The 20447-nt window shown below is 69.4% G+C and carries 16 protein-coding genes; 7 read left to right on the forward strand and 9 right to left on the reverse strand.

Translation table 11 applies throughout. The annotated features are described in order from the left end of the window. Positions 1-276: 276 nt before the first annotated feature. The 3 genes from ACFY01_RS33725 to thyX form a co-directional block, all read right to left on the reverse strand. Complete coding sequence (locus ACFY01_RS33725) at positions 277-1962, reverse strand: ribonuclease J (protein ID WP_390739566.1); 1686 nt, start codon at positions 1960-1962, stop codon at positions 277-279. Between the two features lie 167 nt (positions 1963-2129). Beyond that, entirely contained in the window at positions 2130-3029 is a 900-nt protein-coding gene (dapA, locus tag ACFY01_RS33730; RefSeq protein WP_390739567.1) for a 4-hydroxy-tetrahydrodipicolinate synthase, read from the reverse strand. 192 nt (positions 3030-3221) lie between these two features. Beyond that, positions 3222-3962, reverse strand: coding sequence for an FAD-dependent thymidylate synthase (gene thyX / locus ACFY01_RS33735; protein ID WP_390739568.1), 741 nt, complete (start codon positions 3960-3962; stop codon positions 3222-3224). 201 nt (positions 3963-4163) lie between these two features. Here thyX and ACFY01_RS33740 point away from each other — a divergent pair, with 201 nt between their 5' ends. Together ACFY01_RS33740 and ACFY01_RS33745 are read left to right on the forward strand one after the other, a co-directional pair. Beyond that, complete coding sequence (locus tag ACFY01_RS33740; protein ID WP_390739569.1) at positions 4164-4400, forward strand: hypothetical protein; 237 nt, start codon at positions 4164-4166, stop codon at positions 4398-4400. A 90-nt stretch (positions 4401-4490) separates the two neighbouring features. Beyond that, positions 4491-5045, forward strand: a complete 555-nt coding sequence (locus tag ACFY01_RS33745; protein ID WP_390739570.1) for a hypothetical protein — start codon at positions 4491-4493, stop codon at positions 5043-5045. 81 nt (positions 5046-5126) lie between these two features. On the opposite strand, the gene ACFY01_RS33750 is transcribed toward ACFY01_RS33745, so the two are convergent. The 6 genes from ACFY01_RS33750 to eccD all read right to left on the reverse strand — a co-directional run bounded on the left by ACFY01_RS33750 (position 5127) and on the right by eccD (position 12258). Beyond that, entirely contained in the window at positions 5127-5579 is a 453-nt protein-coding gene (locus ACFY01_RS33750; RefSeq protein WP_390739571.1) for a hypothetical protein, read from the reverse strand. Between the two features lie 16 nt (positions 5580-5595). Further along, positions 5596-6348 (reverse strand): 4-hydroxy-tetrahydrodipicolinate reductase, encoded by a 753-nt coding sequence (dapB, locus tag ACFY01_RS33755; RefSeq protein ID WP_390739572.1) that lies wholly within the window; start codon positions 6346-6348, stop codon positions 5596-5598. Positions 6349-6383: 35 nt separating this feature from the next. Beyond that, complete coding sequence (locus ACFY01_RS33760; RefSeq protein WP_390739573.1) at positions 6384-7763, reverse strand: M16 family metallopeptidase; 1380 nt, start codon at positions 7761-7763, stop codon at positions 6384-6386. Then, positions 7760-9982 carry a polyribonucleotide nucleotidyltransferase gene (locus ACFY01_RS33765; protein WP_390739574.1) on the reverse strand — a complete coding sequence of 741 codons (2223 nt, stop codon included), beginning with the start codon at positions 9980-9982 and terminating at the stop codon, positions 7760-7762. The genes ACFY01_RS33760 and ACFY01_RS33765 overlap by 4 nt, the downstream gene beginning before the upstream one ends. A gap of 322 nt (positions 9983-10304) precedes the next feature. Continuing rightward, the gene (rpsO, locus tag ACFY01_RS33770) at positions 10305-10592 is read right to left on the reverse strand and encodes a 30S ribosomal protein S15 (protein ID WP_016432306.1); all 288 of its coding nucleotides are present in this window, start codon (positions 10590-10592) and stop codon (positions 10305-10307) included. 196 nt (positions 10593-10788) lie between these two features. Then, positions 10789-12258, reverse strand: coding sequence for a type VII secretion integral membrane protein EccD (eccD, locus tag ACFY01_RS33775; protein WP_390739575.1), 1470 nt, complete (start codon positions 12256-12258; stop codon positions 10789-10791). A 161-nt stretch (positions 12259-12419) separates the two neighbouring features. On the opposite strand from eccD, the gene eccCa reads away from it, so the two are divergent. The 5 genes from eccCa (at position 12420) to ACFY01_RS33800 (ending at position 20437) form a co-directional block, all read left to right on the forward strand. Beyond that, entirely contained in the window at positions 12420-16382 is a 3963-nt protein-coding gene (gene eccCa / locus ACFY01_RS33780; RefSeq protein WP_390739576.1) for a type VII secretion protein EccCa, read from the forward strand. Positions 16383-16459: 77 nt separating this feature from the next. Continuing rightward, positions 16460-16975, forward strand: coding sequence for a hypothetical protein (locus ACFY01_RS33785; RefSeq protein ID WP_390739577.1), 516 nt, complete (start codon positions 16460-16462; stop codon positions 16973-16975). Then, a complete protein-coding gene (locus ACFY01_RS33790) occupies positions 16975-18522 on the forward strand; it encodes a hypothetical protein (RefSeq protein ID WP_390739578.1) in 1548 nt (515 codons plus the stop codon). The genes ACFY01_RS33785 and ACFY01_RS33790 overlap by 1 nt, the downstream gene beginning before the upstream one ends. 25 nt (positions 18523-18547) lie before the next feature. Then, entirely contained in the window at positions 18548-19954 is a 1407-nt protein-coding gene (mycP, locus tag ACFY01_RS33795; RefSeq protein WP_390739579.1) for a type VII secretion-associated serine protease mycosin, read from the forward strand. 51 nt (positions 19955-20005) lie between these two features. Beyond that, positions 20006-20437, forward strand: a complete 432-nt coding sequence (locus tag ACFY01_RS33800) for a hypothetical protein (protein ID WP_390739580.1) — start codon at positions 20006-20008, stop codon at positions 20435-20437. The last annotated feature ends 10 nt before the right edge of the window (positions 20438-20447 follow it).

Raw genomic sequence — 20447 nt, forward strand, 5'->3', positions numbered from 1 at the left:
CTTCGGTCTTGCGTTTCCGACTCTATCAGATCTTTTCTCGATCCGATTTCCTCGGTGCTTTCCAGGTTCCCGCTCTCGCGTTTCCCTTTCCGGCGGTTCCGACTTTATCAGAAGTTCTGAGTCGGATTTTCCACCCGGTCCGGGAGACCGACGTCCAGCGCATGAAGCACTTGGGTTCCCGATCGGGCGGAGCCGTAAACGTACTGGAGCGGGGCGCCCCGATGCAAATCGAGGGGCCCCGCTCCAGGTTCACGCGTACGAGGGGTCGTACGCAGGTCAGACCTCCACCACGACCGGGAGGATCATTGGCCTGCGGCGATACGTGTCCGAGACCCACTTGCCGAGGGTCCGGCGGACGAGCTGTTGGAGCTGGTGGGGCTCCACGACCCCGTCCTGGGCGGACCGCTCCAGTACTTCCGTGATCCTCGGGATGACGTCCGTGAAGGCGGAGTCCTCGATGCCGGAACCACGGGCCTGGACGTGCGGGCCGCCGGTGATCTTGCCGGTGGATGAGTCCATGACCACGAAGACCGAGATGATGCCCTCGTCGCCGAGGATCTTCCGGTCCTTCAGCGCCGGCTCGCCCACGTCGCCGACGGAGAGCCCGTCGACGTACACGTAACCGGCCTGGACCTTGCCGGAGATCTTCGCCTTGCCCTCGACGAGGTCGACGACCACGCCGTCCTCGGCGATCACGATCCGGTCGTGCGGAACGCCGGTCAGGGCGCCGAGCTCGGCGTTGGCCCGCAGGTGGCGCCATTCGCCGTGCACCGGCATCAGGTTCTTCGGGCGGCAGATGTTGTAGAAGTACAGCAACTCGCCCGCGGACGCGTGTCCGGAAACATGCACCTTGGCGTTGCCCTTGTGGACGACGTTCGCGCCCCAGCGGGTCAGGCCGTTGATCACGCGGTACACCGCGTTCTCGTTCCCGGGGATCAGTGACGACGCCAGGATGACGGTGTCGCCGTCGACGATCCTGATCTGATGGTCGCGGTTGGCCATGCGCGACAGCGCGGCCATGGGCTCGCCCTGGGACCCCGTGCAGACCAGGACCACCTCGTGGTCCGGAAGGTCGTCGAGCGTCTTGACGTCGACCACCAGGCCCGGCGGGACCTTCAGGTAGCCCAGGTCGCGGGCGATGCCCATGTTGCGGACCATCGAGCGGCCGACGAAGGCGACCCGGCGGCCGTACTCGTGCGCCGCGTCGAGGATCTGCTGGATGCGGTGCACGTGGCTGGCGAAGCTCGCCACGATGATCCGCTTGCGGGCACCCGCGAAGACCTGGCGCAGGACGTTGGAGATGTCCCGCTCGGGCGGCACGAACCCCGGGACCTCGGCGTTCGTCGAGTCGGCGAGGAGGAGGTCGATGCCCTCCTCGCTCAGCCGCGCGAACGCGTGCAGGTCGGTCAGGCGGTTGTCCAGCGGGAGCTGGTCCATCTTGAAGTCACCCGTGTGGACCGCCATGCCGGCGGGCGTGCGGATGGCCACGGCCAGGGCGTCGGGGATGGAGTGGTTGACCGCTACGAACTCGCAGTCGAAGGGCCCGATGCGCTCCCGGTTCCCCTCGGCGACCTCGAGCGTGTAGGGGCGGATGCGGTGCTCCTGGAGCTTGGCCTCGATGAGGGCGAGGGTCAGCTTGGAGCCGATCAGCGGGATGTCCGGCTTCTCGCGGAGGAGGAAGGGGACGCCGCCGATGTGGTCCTCGTGGCCGTGGGTGAGGACGATGCCCTCGATGTCGTCGAGGCGGTCTCTGACGGACGAGAAGTCCGGCAGGATCAGGTCGATTCCGGGCTGCTCCTCCTCGGGGAAGAGCACCCCGCAGTCGACGATCAGGAGACGGCCGCCGTACTCGAAGACCGTCATGTTTCGGCCGATCTCGCCGAGGCCGCCGAGCGGGGTGACCCGGAGGCCACCCTCGGGGAGCGGCGGGGGCGGGCCCAGTTCAGGATGCGGATGACTCAAAAGACTCTCCTCACCACGCGCGCCACGTACCGGTTGGGCACGTGGCGCGCGTGACGTTCGTGCAGAAGCAGTTGTCGTTGTGGGGTGCGGGCACCGGTGGCCCGCTGATTCTGTTGGTTTTCGGTTGTGGAGCCTTGGCGCGCGGTGGGCCCGCGCGAAGTCTGGTGTTAGAGCTGTACCCCGCCGGCAGCAAGATCGATCTTGAGCTGGGCAATCTCCTCGGGCGTGAGCTCGACCATGGGCGCGCGCAGCGGTCCGGCGGGCAGGCCCTGGAGCGCGAGCGCGGCCTTGGTGGTCATGACGCCCTGGGTGCGGAACATGCCGGTGTAGACCGGGAGCAGCTTCTGGTGGATCTCGGTCGCCTTCTGGACGTCGCCGGAGACGAAGGCCTCCACCAGGGCCCGCAGGTCGGGGGTGACCACGTGGCCGACGACCGAGACGAAGCCGACCGCGCCCACGGAGAGCAGGGGCAGGTTGAGCATGTCGTCGCCGGAGTACCAGGCGAGGCCGGACTGGGCGATGGCCCAGCTGGCGCGGCCGAGGTCGCCCTTGGCGTCCTTGTTGGCGACGATTCTCGGGTGCTCGGCGAGGCGGACGAGCGTCTCGCTGTTGATCGGGACACCGCTGCGGCCGGGGATGTCGTAGAGCATGACCGGCAGCTCGGCGGCGTCGGCGACGGCCGTGAAGTGCCGGTACAGGCCCTCCTGGGGGGGCTTGTTGTAGTACGGGGTGACGACCAGCAGGCCGTGTGCGCCCACCTGCTCGGCGGCGCGGGCCAGCTCGATGCTGTGGTGGGTGTCGTTGGTGCCGACTCCGGCCACGACGTGGGCGCGGTCGCCGACCGCCTCCAGTACGGCTCGTACGAGGTCCGCTTTCTCCGCGTCGCTGGTGGTGGGGGACTCGCCGGTGGTGCCGTTGATGATCAGGCCGTCGTTGCCTGCGTCCACCAGGTGCGTGGCGAGCCGCTGCGCGCCGTCGAGGTCGAGTGCGCCGTCCGCCGTGAAGGGCGTGACCATGGCGGTGAGGACCCGCCCGAAGGGGGTCTGCGGAGTCGAGGTCGGAGCCATGGGTAACACGCTACTCGGTGCGCAATGAGTGGTCTGCCCGCGGGGTGCCCGAAAAGTCTGGACAAACATGGAACCCGGCACTGCCTGCTCGGGGGTTCAAGCAGTGCCGGGTCCGTTCGATCAGGCTAGATGAACTTCTCCAAATGCCGCAATACGGACACTTCGGGAGGCTGACCGCACATCTGTGCCGAGCTACGGCGCGACGCGCCCGTTGGCGTTGAAGGCGGCGTACGTGAGCGGCATGAGCCTGGCCCACTCCGCCTCCATCTTCTCGCCGACCATCTCGATCTCCCGTTGCGGGAACGACGGCACCTTGGCCAGTTCGTGCTGGGTGCGCAGGCCGAGGAAGTGCATCAGCGAGCGGGCGTTGCAGGTCGCGTACATCGAGGAGAACAGGCCGACGGGCAGGACCGCGCGGGCCACCTCCCGGGCGACGCCGGCGGCGAGCATCTCCTGGTAGGCCTCGTACGCCTGCCGGTAGGAGTCCTCCATGACGCGGCCGACCAGCTCCTGCTGCGCCTGGCTGCCCTCGACGAAGACGTACTTGCCGGGGCGGCCCTCCTGGACGAGCTTGCGGGCCTCGTCGGGGACGTAGAAGACCGGCTGGAGCTCCCGGTAGCGGCCGCTCTCCTCGTTGTACGACCAGCCCACGCGGTGCCGCATGAACTCGCGGAAGACGAAGATCGGGGCGCTGATGAAGAACGTCATCGAGTTGTGCTCGAAGGGGCTGCCGTGCCGGTCGCGCATGAGGTAGTTGATCAGCCCCTTGGAGCGCTCCGGGTCCTTGTCCAGCTCCTCCAGGGACTGCTCGCCGACCGTGGAGACGCGGGCGGCGAACAGCACGTCGGCGTCGGAGGCGGTGTGCTTGACCAGCTCGACGGTGACGTCGCTGCGGAAACCGGGCTTGAGGTCGCCGGCGGGGGTGTCGGTCACGGCTCGGGGGGTCCTTCCCACTGCTTCTCTCGGGCGGCGCCCACTCTACGGCCCGGCTCTGACATCGGGCCGTTCGGTGCCGGGACGCGACATCTTCGGTGAAGTTCTGTGAATTCGGGTCAAGCGGGCACCTTTTGGGGGACCCGTGCGTCTGTGTTGGTGAGACACAGCAGTTCGACCCCGAGAGGAGACGCGTTACCGATGTTCCGTCGGCGCGAGCCCGTACCCTTCGCCTTCGTCGCCGAAGCCGACAAGTTCCGCAGCAATGTCACTCCCCCGGCCCGTGAGCGGGCCTCCGTGGGCCAGATGGCCGGGCGCTGGCTGCTCGGGCTGACCATCGTCGCCGGGCTGGTGGGCTCCCTGGTCATCGGCACGCCGACGCTGTCGACCCCGACCGCCGGGCAGACACAGCAATCACAGGCCTCACAGGGCCACTGACTCTTCCGGCCCCCCTCGGGTGGTGAGCGGGAACACAGGCGGATAGCCTCACCGGGCACAGCCCACGCATGGAGTGAGTGAGGACCCGCCGTGCCCCTGCCCTTCCTGGCGGCCGACCGCACCTTCGAGGCGACACCCGACAGCCCGCTGCCGCACGACGACCGCGACCGCTGGCGCCGGCCCTACCGGCCCGGCCCGTGGCGCGTGGCCGTGGCGGCGCTGTGCCTGATGCTCGCCTCGTTCGTGCTGTTCGCCGCGGTTCTCATCGCTCTGACCGACTCGCCGTCCTCGGCCGGGGCGGTCTTCGCCGCCGCCGTGGTGATCATCCTCGGCTCGCTGCGGCTGTTGCGCATGGGCGTCTGGGTGAGCGGGCGCGGAGTGCGCCAGGTGGGCTTCTTCCTGACCCGCACCACGCCCTGGGAGCGGATCGTCGCGGTGCGCACGCTCCAGCAGCCGGTGCGCTGGCTGGGGTTGCCCCGCACGGTGCAGGGGCAGGCGTTGACCCTCGTACGCCGGGATCGCGGCGCGCAGGACCTGCCGCCGCTGTTGACCACGCACAACCTGGACTTCGTGGGCCGGGGCGCCGCCTTCGACCGGGCGGCCGACGCGGTGGAGGCGTGGGCGGCGGAGAACCGGCGGGGCTGACCGGTTGCCGCCTCCGGGGACAACACGAAAGGGGCCGGTCCGCGGTGGTGCGGACCGGCCCCTTTCGCGTCGGTGTGGTGCTCAGGTCTGGACGGGCCTGCCGTCGTGCAGGGCGATCGCCCGTTGCATCGCCTTGCGCGCGCGCGGGGTGTCGCGGGCGTCGTGGTAGGCGACGGCGAGGCGGAACCAGCTGCGCCAGTCGTCGGGTGCCGCCTCAGTCTCGGCCTTGCGCTTGGCGAAGACCTCGTCGGCCGAGTCGCGGTCGATACGGCCGCCAGGGGTGCGTTTCAGCTCGTCCACGGGCAGGCCGCCCTCGGCGTCGAGTTCCGCGGCGAGCTGGTTGGCCTTGCGGACGAACTGGGTGTTCTTCCACAGGAACCACAGGCCGATCACCGGCAGGATCAGGACCGCGACCCCGAAGGTGACGGTGAGGACCGTGCCGGACTGGATGAGCATGACGCCACGGCTGCCGACCAGGACGAAGTAGAAGACCAGGACGGCGGCCGTGACGGCATAGGAGATCTTCGCGCGCATGTCAGGAGGCCCCGGATCAGCCCAGGTCCAGGAAGTGCTCCAGGCCGAAGGTCAGGCCCGGAGTGGTGACGACGCGGCGCGCGCCGAGCAGGATGCCCGGCATGAAGCTGCTGTGGTGGAGGGAGTCGTGGCGGATGGTGAGGGTCTCGCCCTCGCCGCCCAGCAGCACCTCCTGGTGGGCCAGCAGACCGCGCAGGCGGACGGCGTGCACGGGGACACCGTCGACGCTGGCGCCCCGCGCGCCGTCCAGGGCGGTGACCGTGGCGTCCGGAGCCGGGGCCGCGCCCGCCTGTCGCCGGGCCTCGGCGATGAGCTGGGCGGTACGCGTGGCGGTGCCGCTGGGGGCGTCCACCTTGTTCGGGTGATGCAGTTCGACGACCTCGACGGACTCGAAGTACGGCGCGGCGATCTGCGCGAACTTCATGGTCAGTACGGCCCCGATGGAGAAGTTCGGGGCGATGAGCACACCGGTCTGCGGGGACTGCGCCAGCCAGCCCTTCAGCTGTGCGAGGCGGTCGTCGGTCCAGCCCGTGGTCCCGACGACCGCGTGGATGCCGTGGCGCACGCAGAAGTCCAGGTTGCCCATGACCGAGGCAGGGGTGGTCAGCTCCACCGCGACCTGGGCTCCGGTCTCGGCCAGGGTCTCCAGCTTGTCGCCCCGGCTCAGGGCGGCGACCAGCTCCATGTCCTCGGCGGCCTCGACGGCCCGGGCGGCCTCGGCACCGATGCGTCCCTTGGCCCCGAGGACCGCCACGCGCAGCTTGCTCATGTCTGTTGCTTCCTTAGCGAGGGGATGGCAGGGGATCAGGCCACGGCGTCGTGCAGCCGTGCGGCCTGCTTGTCCTTCAGCGGGCCGATGACCGACAGCGACGGGCGCTGTCCCAGGATGTCGCGCGCCACCGCGCGCACCTCGTCCGGCGTGACGGCCGCTATCTGAGCCAGCATGTCGTCCACGGACATCTGCTCGCCCCAGCACAGCTCGCTCTTGCCGATACGGTTCATCAGCGCGCCGGTGTCCTCGAGGCCCAGGACCGTGGAGCCCCGGAGCTGGCCGATGGCGCGGCCGATCTCGTCGTCGGACAGGCCGTGCTCGGCCACGTGGTCGAGCTCGTCGCGGCAGATCTTGAGCACATCGTGCACCTGGCTCGGGCGGCAGCCCGCGTACACGCCGAACAGGCCGCAGTCGGCGAAGCCCGAGGTGTACGAGTACACGCTGTAGGCCAGGCCGCGCTTCTCCCGGACCTCCTGGAACAGGCGGGACGACATGCCGCCGCCGAGGGCCGTGTTGAGCACGCCCATGGCCCAGCGGCGGTCGTCCGTGCGGGCCAGGCCGGGCATGCCGAGGACGACGTGCGCCTGCTCGGTCTTGCGGGCCAGCAGTTCGAGGCGGCCGGCGGTGCGGATGCCGCGCCGGCCGTTGCGTGGGGCGACCGGTACCGAGTCGTCGCTCTTGAGGGCGCCCGCCTTCTCGAAGGCGGCGCGGACCTGTCGTACGACCTTGTTGTGGTCGACGTTGCCGGCGCACGCCACCACCAGATGGGTGGGGTCGTAGTGCTTCTTGTAGAAGCGGCGGATGCGGTCGGCGGTGAGGGCGTTGACCGTGTCGACCGTGCCGAGGACCGGGCGGCCGAGCGGGTTGTCGCCGAACATCGTGTGCGCGAACAGGTCGTGTACGCAGTCGCCCGGGTCGTCCTCGGTCATGGCGATCTCTTCGAGGATCGCGCCGCGCTCGACGTTGACGTCCTCATCGAGGATGAGGGAGCCGGTCAGCATGTCGCAGACCACGTCTATGGCGAGCGGCAGGTCGGTGTCGAGCACGCGTGCGTAGTAGCACGTGTACTCCTTCGCCGTGAACGCGTTCATCTCGCCGCCGACGGCGTCGACGGCGGCGGAGATGTCCAGGGCGGAGCGGCGCTGCGTGCCCTTGAAGAGCAGGTGCTCCAGGTAGTGGGTGGCGCCGTTCAGGGACGGCGTCTCGTCCCGGGAGCCGACGTGCGCCCAGATGCCGAAGGTCGCGGAGCGCACGGAGGGCAGGGTCTCGGTGACGATGCGCAGGCCGCCGGGGAGGGTGGTCTTGCGGACCGTGCCGATGCCGTTCGTGCCCTTGATGAGGGTTTGGGTACGGGCGACGGCCCGCGCCTCCGAAGAGGTGCGGGCCGTCGCCTTGGAGCTACGGGACGTCACTGCTCGGCGTCGTCCTTCTTCGTCTCGTCGGAGCCTTCTTCGCCCTCGATCACCGGAACGAGGGAGAGCTTGCCGCGGGAGTCGATCTCGGCGATCTCGACCTGGACCTTCTGGCCCACGCCGAGGACGTCCTCGACGTTCTCCACGCGCTTGCCGCCGGCGAGCTTGCGGATCTGCGAGATGTGCAGCAGACCGTCCTTGCCGGGCAGCAGGGAGACGAACGCACCGAAGGTGGTCGTCTTCACGACCGTACCGAGGTAGCGCTCGCCGACCTCGGGCATCGTCGGGTTGGCGATGCCGTTGATCGTGGCGCGGGCGGCCTCGGCGGAGGGGCCGTCGGCGGCGCCGATGTAGATCGTGCCGTCGTCCTCGATGGTGATCTCGGCGCCCGTGTCCTCCTGGATCTGGTTGATCATCTTGCCCTTGGGGCCGATGACCTCACCGATCTTGTCGACCGGGATCTTGACGGTGATGATCCGCGGGGCGTGCGGGCTCATCTCGTCGGGCCGGTCGATGGCCTCCATCATCACGTCGAGGATGTGCAGACGCGCGTCGCGGGCCTGCTTGAGGGCCGCGGCGAGGACGGAGGCCGGGATGCCGTCCAGCTTGGTGTCGAGCTGGAGGGCGGTGACGAACTCCTTGGTGCCGGCGACCTTGAAGTCCATGTCGCCGAAGGCGTCCTCGGCGCCGAGGATGTCGGTGAGGGTGACGTAGTGCGTCTCGCCCTCGACCTCCTGGGAGATAAGGCCCATGGCGATACCGGCGACCGGGGCCTTCAGCGGCACACCGGCGTTCAGCAGCGACATGGTGGAGGCGCAGACCGAACCCATGGACGTCGAGCCGTTGGAGCTGAGGGCCTCGGACACCTGGCGGATCGCGTAGGGGAACTCCTCGCGCGTGGGCAGCACCGGCACGAGGGCGCGCTCGGCGAGAGCGCCGTGGCCGATCTCGCGACGCTTCGGGGAGCCGACGCGGCCGGTCTCGCCGGTGGAGTAGGGCGGGAAGTTGTAGTTGTGCATGTAGCGCTTGCGGGTCACCGGGGAGAGGGTGTCCAGCTGCTGCTCCATGCGGAGCATGTTGAGGGTGGTGACGCCCAGGATCTGGGTCTCGCCACGCTCGAACACGGCCGAGCCGTGGACCCGCGGGATGGCCTCGACCTCGGCGGCCAGCGTGCGGATGTCGGTGACACCGCGGCCGTCGATGCGCTTCTTCTCCTTGATGACGCGCTCACGGACCAGGGTCTTGGTCAGCGAGCGGTACGCGGCGGAGATCTCCTTCTCGCGGCCCTCGAACTCCGGCAGGAGCTTCTCGGCGGCGAGCTGCTTGACGCGGTCCAGCTCGGACTCGCGCTCCTGCTTGCCGGCGATGGTGAGCGCCTGGGCGAGCTCGGGGCGGACGGCGGCCGTCAGTGCCTCGAGGACGTCGTCCTGGTAGTCCAGGAAGATCGGGAACTCGGCGGTCGGCTTGGCGGCCTTCGACGCGAGGTCGGCCTGGGCCCGGCACAGCACCTTGATGAAGGGCTTCGCGGCCTCCAGACCGGCGGCGACGACCTCCTCGGTGGGCGCCTCGGAGCCGCCCTCGACCAGCTTGATGGTCTTCTCGGTGGCCTCCGCCTCGACCATCATGATGGCGACGTCGCCGTCCTCCAGGACGCGACCGGCGACCACCATGTCGAAGACGGCGTCCTCGAGCTCGGTGTGCGTCGGGAAGGCGACCCACTGGCCGCGGATCAGCGCGACGCGGACGCCGCCGATCGGGCCGGAGAAGGGCAGACCGGCCAGCTGGGTGGACGCGGACGCGGCGTTGATCGCGACGACGTCGTACAGGTGGTCGGGGTTGAGCGCCATGATCGTGGCGACGACCTGGATCTCGTTGCGCAGGCCCTTCTTGAAGGACGGGCGCAGCGGGCGGTCGATCAGACGGCAGGTGAGGATCGCGTCCTCGCTCGGCCGGCCCTCACGGCGGAAGAAGGAACCGGGGATCTTCCCGGCCGCGTACATGCGCTCCTCGACGTCCACCGTCAGCGGGAAGAAGTCGAGCTGGTCCTTGGGGTTCTTGGAGGCGGTGGTGGCCGACAGCACCATGGTGTCGTCGTCCAGGTACGCCACGGCGGAACCGGCGGCCTGCTTGGCCAGGCGGCCCGTCTCGAAGCGGATGGTACGGGTGCCGAAGGCGCCGTTGTCGATGACGGCCTCGGCGTAGTGGGTCTCGTTCTCCACTAGCGTTTTCTCCGTTACTTGTCGTCTTTCGTCCCTCCTCGCCCGTGTGGCGGGGGGACGGTGGCGGAGAAGCGCTCCGTCTGGTGCGGGCCGGTCTTCGATCGAAGCACCCGGGGCTCACTTCCCCCGGGGGCCACTACCGAGGACCGGCGGCGGCGAGTCGCGCTTCCCCTCTTCTTGTCGTGCTGTGTCCTGCGTATTGCGTTGTGCTACCACACTACAAAGCGTGGGTGACACTCCGCACGTTTCCGCCGTACGGCGGGCACGTACGGCAAAGGGAGCGGCCCCCGAACCCTCCGGGAACCGCTCCCCTCACAGCGTCTTACTTGGCGCCCGCCGCACCACGGCGGATGCCGAGGCGGTCGACCAGCGTACGGAAGCGCTGGATGTCCTTCTTGGCCAGGTACTGCAGCAGGCGACGGCGCTGACCGACCAGGATCAGCAGACCACGGCGGGAGTGGTGGTCGTGCTTGTGCGTCTTGAGGTGCTCGGTCAGGTCGGAGATCCGGCGCGAGAGCATGGCGACCTGGACCTCGGGGGAGCCGGTGTCGCCCTCCTTCTGGCCGAACTCGGCGATGATCTGCTTCTTCGTAGCGGCGTCGAGCGACACGCGTACTCCTCTATGGTCTGCGAATGGCCACCGAGTGCCCCCGGTCTTCATCTCGGGGAGGCTTCCGTTACTCGGAGGCGGGGGTCCGCTGGGCGCGGCCTCCAGGGTTTGCAGGGGTGCCTGCATGGCTCCGGGGGTGCGTACACAAACGGCCGTCACTCAGGGTACCAGTGCCCGCGGGCGGCGCTGCGCCGCCCTATCCGACCAGGGAACGCACCTCGGTGAGGACACCCAGCACCGCGAGACAGAGCGGGGCCAGGGTGAGCAGGACGGTCCCCTCGGCGAGATCGAGGAATCGGCCCCAGAAGGGTGACAGTCCCTTGCGCGGGATGACGAGGCCGATCGCGGTGATCAGCGCGGCCCCGGCCGCGACGGCCGCCGTCAGCCAGGCGGTGCGCAGGTCGAGCGCTCCGCTGTCGCCGTGCAGGACGAGGTCCGCGACGGCGTCGGCCGGCGGGTGCAGGGCGAGGCCGAGCAGCAGGAGCGCGACGGCGGCCAGGCCGGCGACCAGGACGCAGGCCACCTGGGAGGTGTACCGGAAGAGCCGGGCGCGGATCAGCATGGCCAGGCCCGTGGTCAGGGCGAGCAGTTGGCCCCAGACGTTGTCGGAGAAGCCGAGGACGGCCGCGGCGGCCACCACCACGGCCGATGTGCCACCCACCAGGCCGAGCAGCATCTCGTGGCCGCGGCGGGCCTGGGCGGCGATGTGCTCGGCGTCGAGCGGGTCGGCGTCCGGGCCCTGGGCGGGGTCGGGGTCGAAGTCGTCGTGCGTGGCGGAGCGCGGCGAGGCGTAACCGATGGGGAGGCGGGCGAAGCGGGCCGAAAGACCGGGGAGGAAGGCCACCAGTCCGATGGCGGCGGGGGCGCACACCGAGGCGGTGGCGGTGGCGGACGCCTCAGTGAGGATGGCCGCGAAAGTGACCAGGGTGCCGACCGCCGCGAGGAAGGAGGCGGCCACGAAGGGCGCGTCCCCTCCGGGGGTGAGTGCCACCAGCGCGACCGAGACCACCAGGACGGCCACGCAGCCCAGCATGAACTGGAGCTTGCCCGGCCCTTGCCCGTGGGGCGGTGCGACGATTCCGGAGCCCGCGATCATCAGCAGGGGCAGCGCGCCCAGACCCACGGCGACGGCCGCGGCCCGGTCGCCGTACACACGCGCGCGTACGCCCGCGAAAGCGGTCAGCAACAGGCCGAGGCCTGCGGCGATGATGCCGGGCAGCCCGTACATGTCGTGGCGCACGGGCTCGGCGTACCAGAGCACGAAGCCGCACAGCAGCAGCAACAGCGCGCCGCCGGTCAGGCCCGCCACGCGCAGCAGTTCGTCGCTCCACAGGTGCCGGTCGCGTACCACGGCGGAGGCGACGGCGTCCGAGACGTCGTCGTAGACCGCGGGCGGAAGCGACTCGGCGAAGGGACGCAGGCTGAGCACTTCGCCGTCGAGCACTCGTTCGTCCGCGAGGGTCCGGGCACCGTCGAGGACGCTGCCGTCCCGGCGGACCAGGTGGTAGCCGGTCGGGGTTCCGGCCGGCTGGGTCTGGCCCGTGAGGCGGAGGATCTCCGGGTAGACGTCGGCGACGGCGATGTCCACCGGCAGCGCCACGTCGATCCGGCTGTCGGGCGCCACCACCGTGACCCTGGAGAATCCCGTTGCCGCGGTCGTACTCACCTTCACTTACCCCCTGTTCGCGGATGCGTACGCTGCGGGCGTCACCCTACCGGCAGGTGGTGTCAGTGCTGACAAGTAGGATCGCCTGCACACGGAGGACGACCGTCGCCACGGGGGTGCCGGTGATCAACCGATCGTCCGTATAGGGGATTGATGCTCCGGTGAGCCAGATCGTCATCAAGCGCCCGCCACGCACCCTACCGCCCGAAGTGCCCGTGGATGAGCTGCAATTGGAGGCTCCTCCCGAGCTGCCGCGCGGGCAGCAGGAGGGCATGCTGATGCAGGTCCTGCCGACCCTCGGCATGGGCTCGTCGGTGGTGTTCTACTTCGCTTCGCCGAACGCCCACCCGTTCATGCGGATCATGGGCGTGGTGATGTTGATGTCGACGGCCGCGATGGTGGTCTCGCAGATCGTCCGCTACCGCCGGGGTACGCAAGGGCAAATGGCGGATGTGCGCCGCGACTACCTCCGCTACCTCGCGCAGACCCGGCGCGCGGTCCGCAAGACCGCGCTGCGGCAACGTGACGCGCAGCTGTACCTGCATCCGTCGCCGGAGCAGCTCTGGTCGGTGGTCGCCGAGGGCAGCCGGGTGTGGGAACGGCGCGTCGGGGACCTCGACTTCGGGCAGGTCCGCATAGGGGTGGGGCCGCAGCAGCTGTCCACTCCCCTGGTGGCACCGCACACCGCGCCGGTGGACGAGCTGGAGCCGTTGTGCGCGGGCGCCATGCAGCGGTTCCTGGCGGTGCACGGCCAGTTGGACGGCCTGCCGGTAGCGGTCTCGCTGCGTGCCTTCTACCACGTGACGGTGTCCGGCGACGCGGAGTGCACCCGGTCGGCGGCGCGTGCGCTGGTGGCGCAGGCGGCCACCCTCCACTCCCCCGACGACCTGGTCGTGGCCGTGGTGACCTCGCCGGGCTCCGTGGCCCGCTGGGACTGGACGAAGTGGCTGCCGCACTGCCAGTTGGCGGGCCAGTTCGACGGGGCGGGCACGCGCCGTCTCTTCGGCGACGACCTGGGCGAACTGGAGCAGCTGCTCGCGGGCCGGCTGGACGGCCGCCCCCGGTTCAGCCGCGACGGCCAGCCCGTGCTGGACCAGCCGCACATCCTGGTGGTCCTGGACGGCGGCATGGTGCCCCCCACATCGGCGTTCGCCGCGGCAGAGGGACTTCAGGGGGTGACGATCGTGGAGGTCGTCCCCGGAGAGCTGGACCAGCCTCGCGGCGACCTGTCGATCGTCGTCCGCCCGGACCGGCTGTGGCTGGACTCCGGCGGCGGTGTCGCCTTCGAGGGCGTGCCCGACGGGTTGTCCCTGCCTGCCGCCGAGGCGCTGGCCCGGCAGCTCGCGCCGCTGCGCATGGGTGGCGGGGACGACGACGAACCGCTGCTCGCCAACCTGGACTTCACCGACCTCCTGGGGCTGGGCGACGCCGCCTCCGTGGACGTCACCCGCACCTGGCGGCCGCGTTCCGTCCCGGAGCGGCTGCGCGTGCCGATCGGCGTCGGCGAGGACGGCCAGCCCGTGATGCTGGACCTCAAGGAGGCGGCCCAGGACGGCATGGGGCCGCACGGCCTGTGCGTCGGTGCCACCGGCTCCGGCAAGTCGGAACTGCTGCGCACCCTCGTGCTGGGCCTCGCCGTCACCCACTCCTCCGAGACGCTGAACTTCGTCCTCGCCGACTTCAAGGGCGGCGCGACCTTCGCCGGCATGTCGCAGATGCCGCACGTCGCGGCCGTGATCACCAACCTGGCCGACGATCTGACGCTGGTCGACCGCATGGGTGACGCGATCCGGGGTGAGTTGCAGCGGCGGCAGGAGCTGCTGCGCTCGGCCGGGAACTACGCCAACATCCACGACTACGAAAAGGCCCGCGCCGCCGGTGCGCCCCTTGAGCCGCTGGCGTCCCTCGTCCTCGTGATCGACGAGTTCAGCGAACTCCTCACGGCCAAGCCGGACTTCATCGACATGTTCATTCAGATCGGCCGCATCGGCCGGTCCCTGGGTGTGCACCTGCTGCTCGCCTCGCAGCGTCTGGAGGAGGGCCGTCTTCGGGGGCTGGACACCTACCTGTCGTACCGGATCGGCCTGCGGACCTTCTCCGCGGCCGAGTCCCGGGCGGCCCTGGGCGTGCCCGACGCCTATCACCTCCCCTCCGTCCCCGGCTCCGGGTATCTGAAGTTCGGCACGGACGAGATGGTGCGTTTCAAGGCGGCGTACGTGTCGGGGACGTACCGCGCGGGTGGTCCCGAGGTCGCGCAGGGCAGCCTGCCCGTCGAGCGCCGCCCGGCGCTCTTCACCGCCCCTCCCGTGCCGGTGGCCTACGCGGCGCCCGACCTGGCGCAGGCGCAGGCAGCGGGCGCCCGTCCGGATGACGACGCGCTGGCCGACACGGTGCTGGACGTCATCGTGCAGCGGCTGGAGGGCCAGGGTGTTCCCGCGCACCAGGTGTGGCTTCCCCCGCTGGACCAGGCGCCCACGCTGGACCAGTTGCTGCCGGCGCTGTCCGTGTCCCCGGAACGCGGCCTCCAGGCGCCTGAGTACACGCACCTGGGCGGTCTGACGGTGCCGATCGGCCTGATCGACAAGCCGTTCGAGCAAAAGCGCGAGGTGCTGTACCGGGACTTCTCCGGCGCGGCGGGCCACATGATGGTCGTGGGCGGACCGCAGTCCGGAAAGTCCACGCTGCTCCGCACGTTGGTCGCGTCCTTCGCGCTCACGCACACACCGCACGAGGTGCAGTTCTACTGCCTGGACTTCGGTGGCGGCGGTCTGGCGGCCCTGTCGGACCTGCCGCACGTGGGCGGGACCGCGTCCCGGCTGGACCCTGAGCGGGTCCGCCGTACGGTCGCGGAGGTGGCGGGCATCCTCAACCGCCGCGAGCAGTTCTTCCGCGCCAACGGCGTCGACTCCGTCGCGACGTACCGCAGGCGCCGCGCGGCGGGTGAGCTGCCCGGCGAGGCCTGGGGTGACGTCTTCCTGGTCATCGACGGCTGGGGCAACTTCAAGACGGACTTCGAGGGCCTGGAGGGTGTCGTCAACGACATCGCGGGCCGCGGCCTGGGCTACGGCATCCACGTCGTCGTCTCCGCCTCCCGGTACATGGAGGTCCGGGCGGCCCTCAAGGACCAGATCCTGGGCCGGCTGGAGCTGCGGCTGGGTGACCCGATGGACTCCGAGTTCGACCGCAAGGTGGCGGTGAACGTGCCGTCTGGCGTCCCCGGCCGTGGCCAGGTGCCGGAGAAGCTGCACTACATGACGGCCCTGCCGCGCATCGACGCCTCACCCTCGTCGCACGACCTGGCCGAGGCGACGACGCAGCTCGTCCAGGCGGCCAAGGCCAACTGGCAGGGCCCGGCGGCCCCCACGGTCCGTCTCCTGCCGCGCAAGCTGCCGGCCGACCAGCTCCCCAAGGGCTTCGAGTTCCCGCAGCACGGCATCGCGATCGGCATCGACGAGGCGAACCTGGAGCCGGTGTTCGTCAATCTCGACACCGACCCGTTCTTCCTCGTCTTCGGCGAGAGCGAGTCCGGCAAGACGAACCTGCTGCGCCTGATCGCCAAGCAGATCGCGGAACGCTACACACCCGCCGAGGCGCGGATCGTCGTCGGTGACTACCGGCGCACGATGCTGGAGGCCGTGTCGGAGGAACACCTGCTGGAGTACGCCCCGATGGCGTCGGCGATGCAGGTCCACATGGACGCGATCCGCCAGTTCATGGAGATGCGCGCGCCGAAGCCGGACATCACGCCGCAGCAGCTTCGCGACCGCAGCTGGTGGAACGGCCCGCAGCTGTTCGTCATCGTCGACGACTACGAGCTGGTCGCCACCAACTCGGGCAATCCACTGGCCTCGTTGGTGGAGCACCTGCCCTTCGCCCGCGATGTCGGCGTCAAGTTCATCATCGCCCGCAGCCAGGCCGGCGCCTCGCGCGCGATGTACGAGTCCTTCATGCAGCGCGTGAAGGAGCTCGGCGCACAGGGCCTCGTCCTCTCCGGCGATCCGAGCGAGGGCGACATCCTGGGCAACGTCCGAGCCCGACCGATGCCGCCCGGCCGTGGCGTGTTCGTGTCACGCAAGCGTGGTGCGTCGCTGATTCAGGTGGGGTTGCTTCCGCAACGCCATTAGAGTGATTGATCGAGTCTTTACTTCGTTCGGATGAACGAGCGAACGAAGCGAACGGGGAGAACGGGGAGGCAGCTGAGGTGAGTTCGAACGGGGGCGGCGGATCGGGCGGTGCCCACGGCGCACCGGACACGGGCACGTCGTTCGACAGCCTGGCCGGGGTGAACCCGCAGATGGCGCTGGACATCCAGCACACCGCCATGAAGAACTTCAAGAAGCGCGTCGACGAGCTCCTGCTCGAGCTCGACAAGTCGGAGGCAGCCCCGGGCAAGGTCGGCCAGGACCGACTGGCCCGCGCCCAGCTGGGCTCCTCCGACTTCAAGGAAGCACAGTTCCTTTACGACTCGTACACCCTCGTCCACGACGAGTTGGAGAACCTCTCCAAGGCGCTCAGCGCGCAGATCGAGGGGATGGGACTGGCGGTGCACGCTTCGCGGGTGGGCTACGCGAATCTGGATGAGGACATCCGGGCGCGGATGAAGCAGGTCAACGCGCAGACCGAGAAGTACTACGTGGCTGACCGGGATCCGTACGCCGATCAGCGGACCGCGTCGCCCACGTCGACGCCTGCGGCGGAGAGCGAGGAGGGCCTGTAATGGGTGAGCAGCCCGCGCGGCGAGAACCGCAACTCGCTCGTACGGACTTCGAGTCCATGACCCACGAGCAACTGGCAGCGATGTTGGACGAAGCCAGCTCGGCCGGCGCCTCCCACCTCGCCGGAAAACTCGCCAAGGCCGCCTCGACGATCACCAAGATCGGCGACGACCTCATGGCACACGTCAAGGGTCTGGAGTGGCAGGGTCAGGCAGGCGACTCCTTCCGGGACTGGGGCGGCCAGACGGCGAGCGCAACCCTCCGGCTCGGACAGTACGCCGAGGTGGCCTCGAACTGGATGGGGACGGTGTCTCAGGCCATCAGCGAGGCGAAGGCCGCCATGCCTGACACCTCGGAGACGAACCAGGCCAAGGCGGACCTCGCCGACGCCCACGCGACGATCGCGGCGGCCAGGCAGCCGGGCTCCCACAACGACCCCGACGCGCGGAAGCTGGCCACGTCCGCCCAGTCCGACGCGACAGCGGCCCAGGCCCGCATCGACGCGGCTCGCGCCGAGGCGGCCCAGCAGATGCGAAAGCTGGCGCAGTCGTACGAGTACTCGGCTCAGCAGGTGAACAGCGTGACGCCGCCTACGTTTTCGCCGCCGGCGGGGAAGACGGGTTCGGGCAACTGGTGGGTCGGCGACGGCAAAAGCCACGCGGCTGGAGGTAGCACGTACTCGGATGGCGGCAGTTCGAGCAGCGGCTACGTTGCTGAGCGTGGCGGCAGCACCGTCCCCCACCCCGCCGCGCATCTGGGCTCGCCCGCCGTCACGGATCACATCTCCGCAAGTCAGGGAGGGCACCGCGCCCAGCAGTCTCAGCCCGTCGCCCTGGACATCGACAGCACGGACACGCTGCCGCGGACTGCGCCCCCTGTCACCCCGGCTCCCTCCGAAGGCCACCTGCCTCACCGAGGTGTGCCGCTGCCCGATCAGCCGACCTCCGTGCCGCCTACCTTCAGCGGTGGCGGGCGCGGCCCCGGCCTGACACCTCCCGCGCGCATTCCTGTTTCCGGGCGTCTCCCCCAGACGCCCGGATTGGGCAAGCCGATCGGAGGCATTCCTCGCCTGCCCCGGGAGACCGGGATCGTGGGGGGCCGTCCGGTCACGAATCCCGGCCGTGCAACGAGCGGCATCCCGCGCGGAACAGTCATCGGCAAGGAGAACGTTCAGGGCCGTACTCCCTTGGGGCGGGGCATGTCCCCGGGCTCTCCTGCCGGTAGCGGAGCCAGCCCCGGCAGCGGCTTGGTCGGCGGTCGTCGCCTCGCTTCGGAGACCGGCGGAGTCGTCGGCGGCCGTCCGGGGCAGCCTGGCCGCAATGGCGGACGTCCTTTCACCGCTGGTGGGTCGGGACTCGTCCGTTCGTCGTCCAATACCGGTGAGCCGACACATGGTTCGCAGGCCGGACGCATCGGAGGAGCGGCAGGTCGTCCCTCCGGCGCACGAAAGGATCAGCAGCAGGAGGGTCAACGTCCGGATTACCTCTCCGAGGACGAAGAGACCTGGACACGGGACAGTCGCCGGGCTCTTCCTCCAGTAATCGACTGAGCCCGAGACCACCCCAGGAAGGCACATGCTCACCAGAGGCAAGCGGACACTGCGACCACTGCCAACGGCGTCGGCCGTTCTCGGCCTGCTGCTCGTCGGCATCGCCGCCACCCCCGCCTATGCTGAGTCGGTCCGGGCGCGGCAATGGCACCTCGATGCCATGCACGCCGACGAGATGTGGAAGACCAGCACCGGTCGTGGCGTCACGGTGGCCGTCATCGATTCGGGGGTCGACGACTCCCTGGTCGACCTCAAGGGGCAGGTCCTCAACGGCAAGGACTACTCAACCCAGCGAGGGGACGAGCACACCGACATCGCCGGCCACGGCACCGACATAGCCGCGCTGATCGCGGCCACAGGCGCACGAGGTTCCCTGGACGGCTCATTTGGGCTCGCCCCAGGAGCCAAGATTCTCCCTATCCGAATGCGCTACTCCACCGAGCAGTTCGGTCAGGTCGACGAGGGATCCGAATACGCCGCGACGATGTCGAAGGCCATCCGCTACGCGGCAGATTCCAAAGTGCAGATCATCAACATCTCCATGGCGACTGGTAACTCACCTGGTCGTAAGAACGTCAGCACCCCGGAGTTGGCGGCTGCCGTCAAGTACGCCATCGCCAAGGGAAAACTGATCTTCGCGGGTGTGGGCAACAGCGGTGACACCTCCAATCTCCCCCAGTACCCGGCCTCCACTCCCGGCGTCGTGGGAGTGGGCGCGATCACTCAGAAGATCAAGCGAGCCGCGTTCTCCCAGCACGGCTCGGAGGTCGATGTCACCGCTCCCGGCGTCGGCATGTTCCACGCCTGCCTCGGTGGAAGCCAGATCTGCAAGAGCCAGGGCACCAGCGACGCTACCGCCATCGCTTCCGCCTCCGCCGCCCTCATCTGGTCCAAGCACCCCAGCTGGACGAACAACCAGGTGCTGCGGGTCCTCATCAACACGATGAAGGGCAACCAAAAGAGCTGGACCCGGAACGACGACTTCGGATACGGCATCGTCCGCCCCCGTGCCGCGCTGCAGAACCCCGGCGACCCGGGGCCGGCGGACGAGTACCCGCTCCCCGACCTGGCCGCCGCAGCCTCCAAGTCCCCGTCTGCCAATGCCTCCGAGTCCACCGGCTCGACAGACGCCGGAAAGAACGATGCCAAACCAGGAGCCACGGCATCCAAGTCGGGCGACGACGGAAACACCTCCCTGTGGATCGGCTTGGGCATCGCGATCGCCGCACTCCTGGGGGCCGGCGTCACCATCCCGGTACTCCGCGCACGCCGCCGCCGGTCGACTCCGGCTCCGGCCGCGCCGCCGATGCCGCCCGCGTACCAACCGTACGCACCACACCAACAACAGCAGTACCCGTCCTTCGGTCCACCCCAAGGCCACGTCACTGGCACCCCATCCGAGGGAGCGCCCCGCCCGGGTCAGCACCCGTGAGCGAGCGAGCACGCAACCGATCAGTCGCCAGTGACATCCGAAGGGACCACCGTGTCGTTCGATGAGATGTGGGGGCAGGCTCGTAGCAAGGCCACGGCCCGCCAGCACAGCAGCATGGAGCTCAACCAGCTTGCCGCGAGCGGAGGTGGAGGAGGCGGCGGCTCCGACTACACCGTGACGTCGCCGGACCTCAAGGCCGTGGGCAACGACGCGCAGACGCTCTACCACCACCTCGAGACCGATGCGTTTCACGCGGGTGCTCAGACGGACAAGGCTGCCAACGATCTGAACACTGACGGCTTCAAGACCGGCGCGGCCCTGTGGACGGCCTGGGACAGGTGGCGTTCCCAGTCGGAGGCGCTGCTCAGCGCGTGCGCGCACATCCACAACCACCTCGAGGACACCGTCATGACGCACACGAAGCACGAAGAGATCCTCGTGACCAACCTTTCCGTCGAAGAGATCGACAAGCACTTCAAGTGAGGCATTCATC

This window comes from Streptomyces sp. NPDC001480 (genome assembly GCF_042894725.1).
Lineage (GTDB): Bacteria > Actinomycetota > Actinomycetes > Streptomycetales > Streptomycetaceae > Streptomyces.

Bases quoted from the DNA above. Each gene is read 5' to 3' on its own strand.
- ACFY01_RS33790 (WP_390739578.1), top strand. From the start codon at position 16,975: ATGGGTGAGCAGCCCGCGCGGCGAGAACCGCAACTCGCTCGTACGGAC.
- ACFY01_RS33740 (WP_390739569.1), top strand. From the start codon at position 4,164: ATGTTCCGTCGGCGCGAGCCCGTACCCTTCGCCTTCGTCGCCGAAGCC.
- ACFY01_RS33750 (WP_390739571.1), bottom strand. From the start codon at position 5,579: ATGCGCGCGAAGATCTCCTATGCCGTCACGGCCGCCGTCCTGGTCTTC.
- dapB (WP_390739572.1), bottom strand. From the start codon at position 6,348: ATGAGCAAGCTGCGCGTGGCGGTCCTCGGGGCCAAGGGACGCATCGGT.
- mycP (WP_390739579.1), top strand. From the start codon at position 18,548: ATGCTCACCAGAGGCAAGCGGACACTGCGACCACTGCCAACGGCGTCG.
- dapA (WP_390739567.1), bottom strand. From the start codon at position 3,029: ATGGCTCCGACCTCGACTCCGCAGACCCCCTTCGGGCGGGTCCTCACC.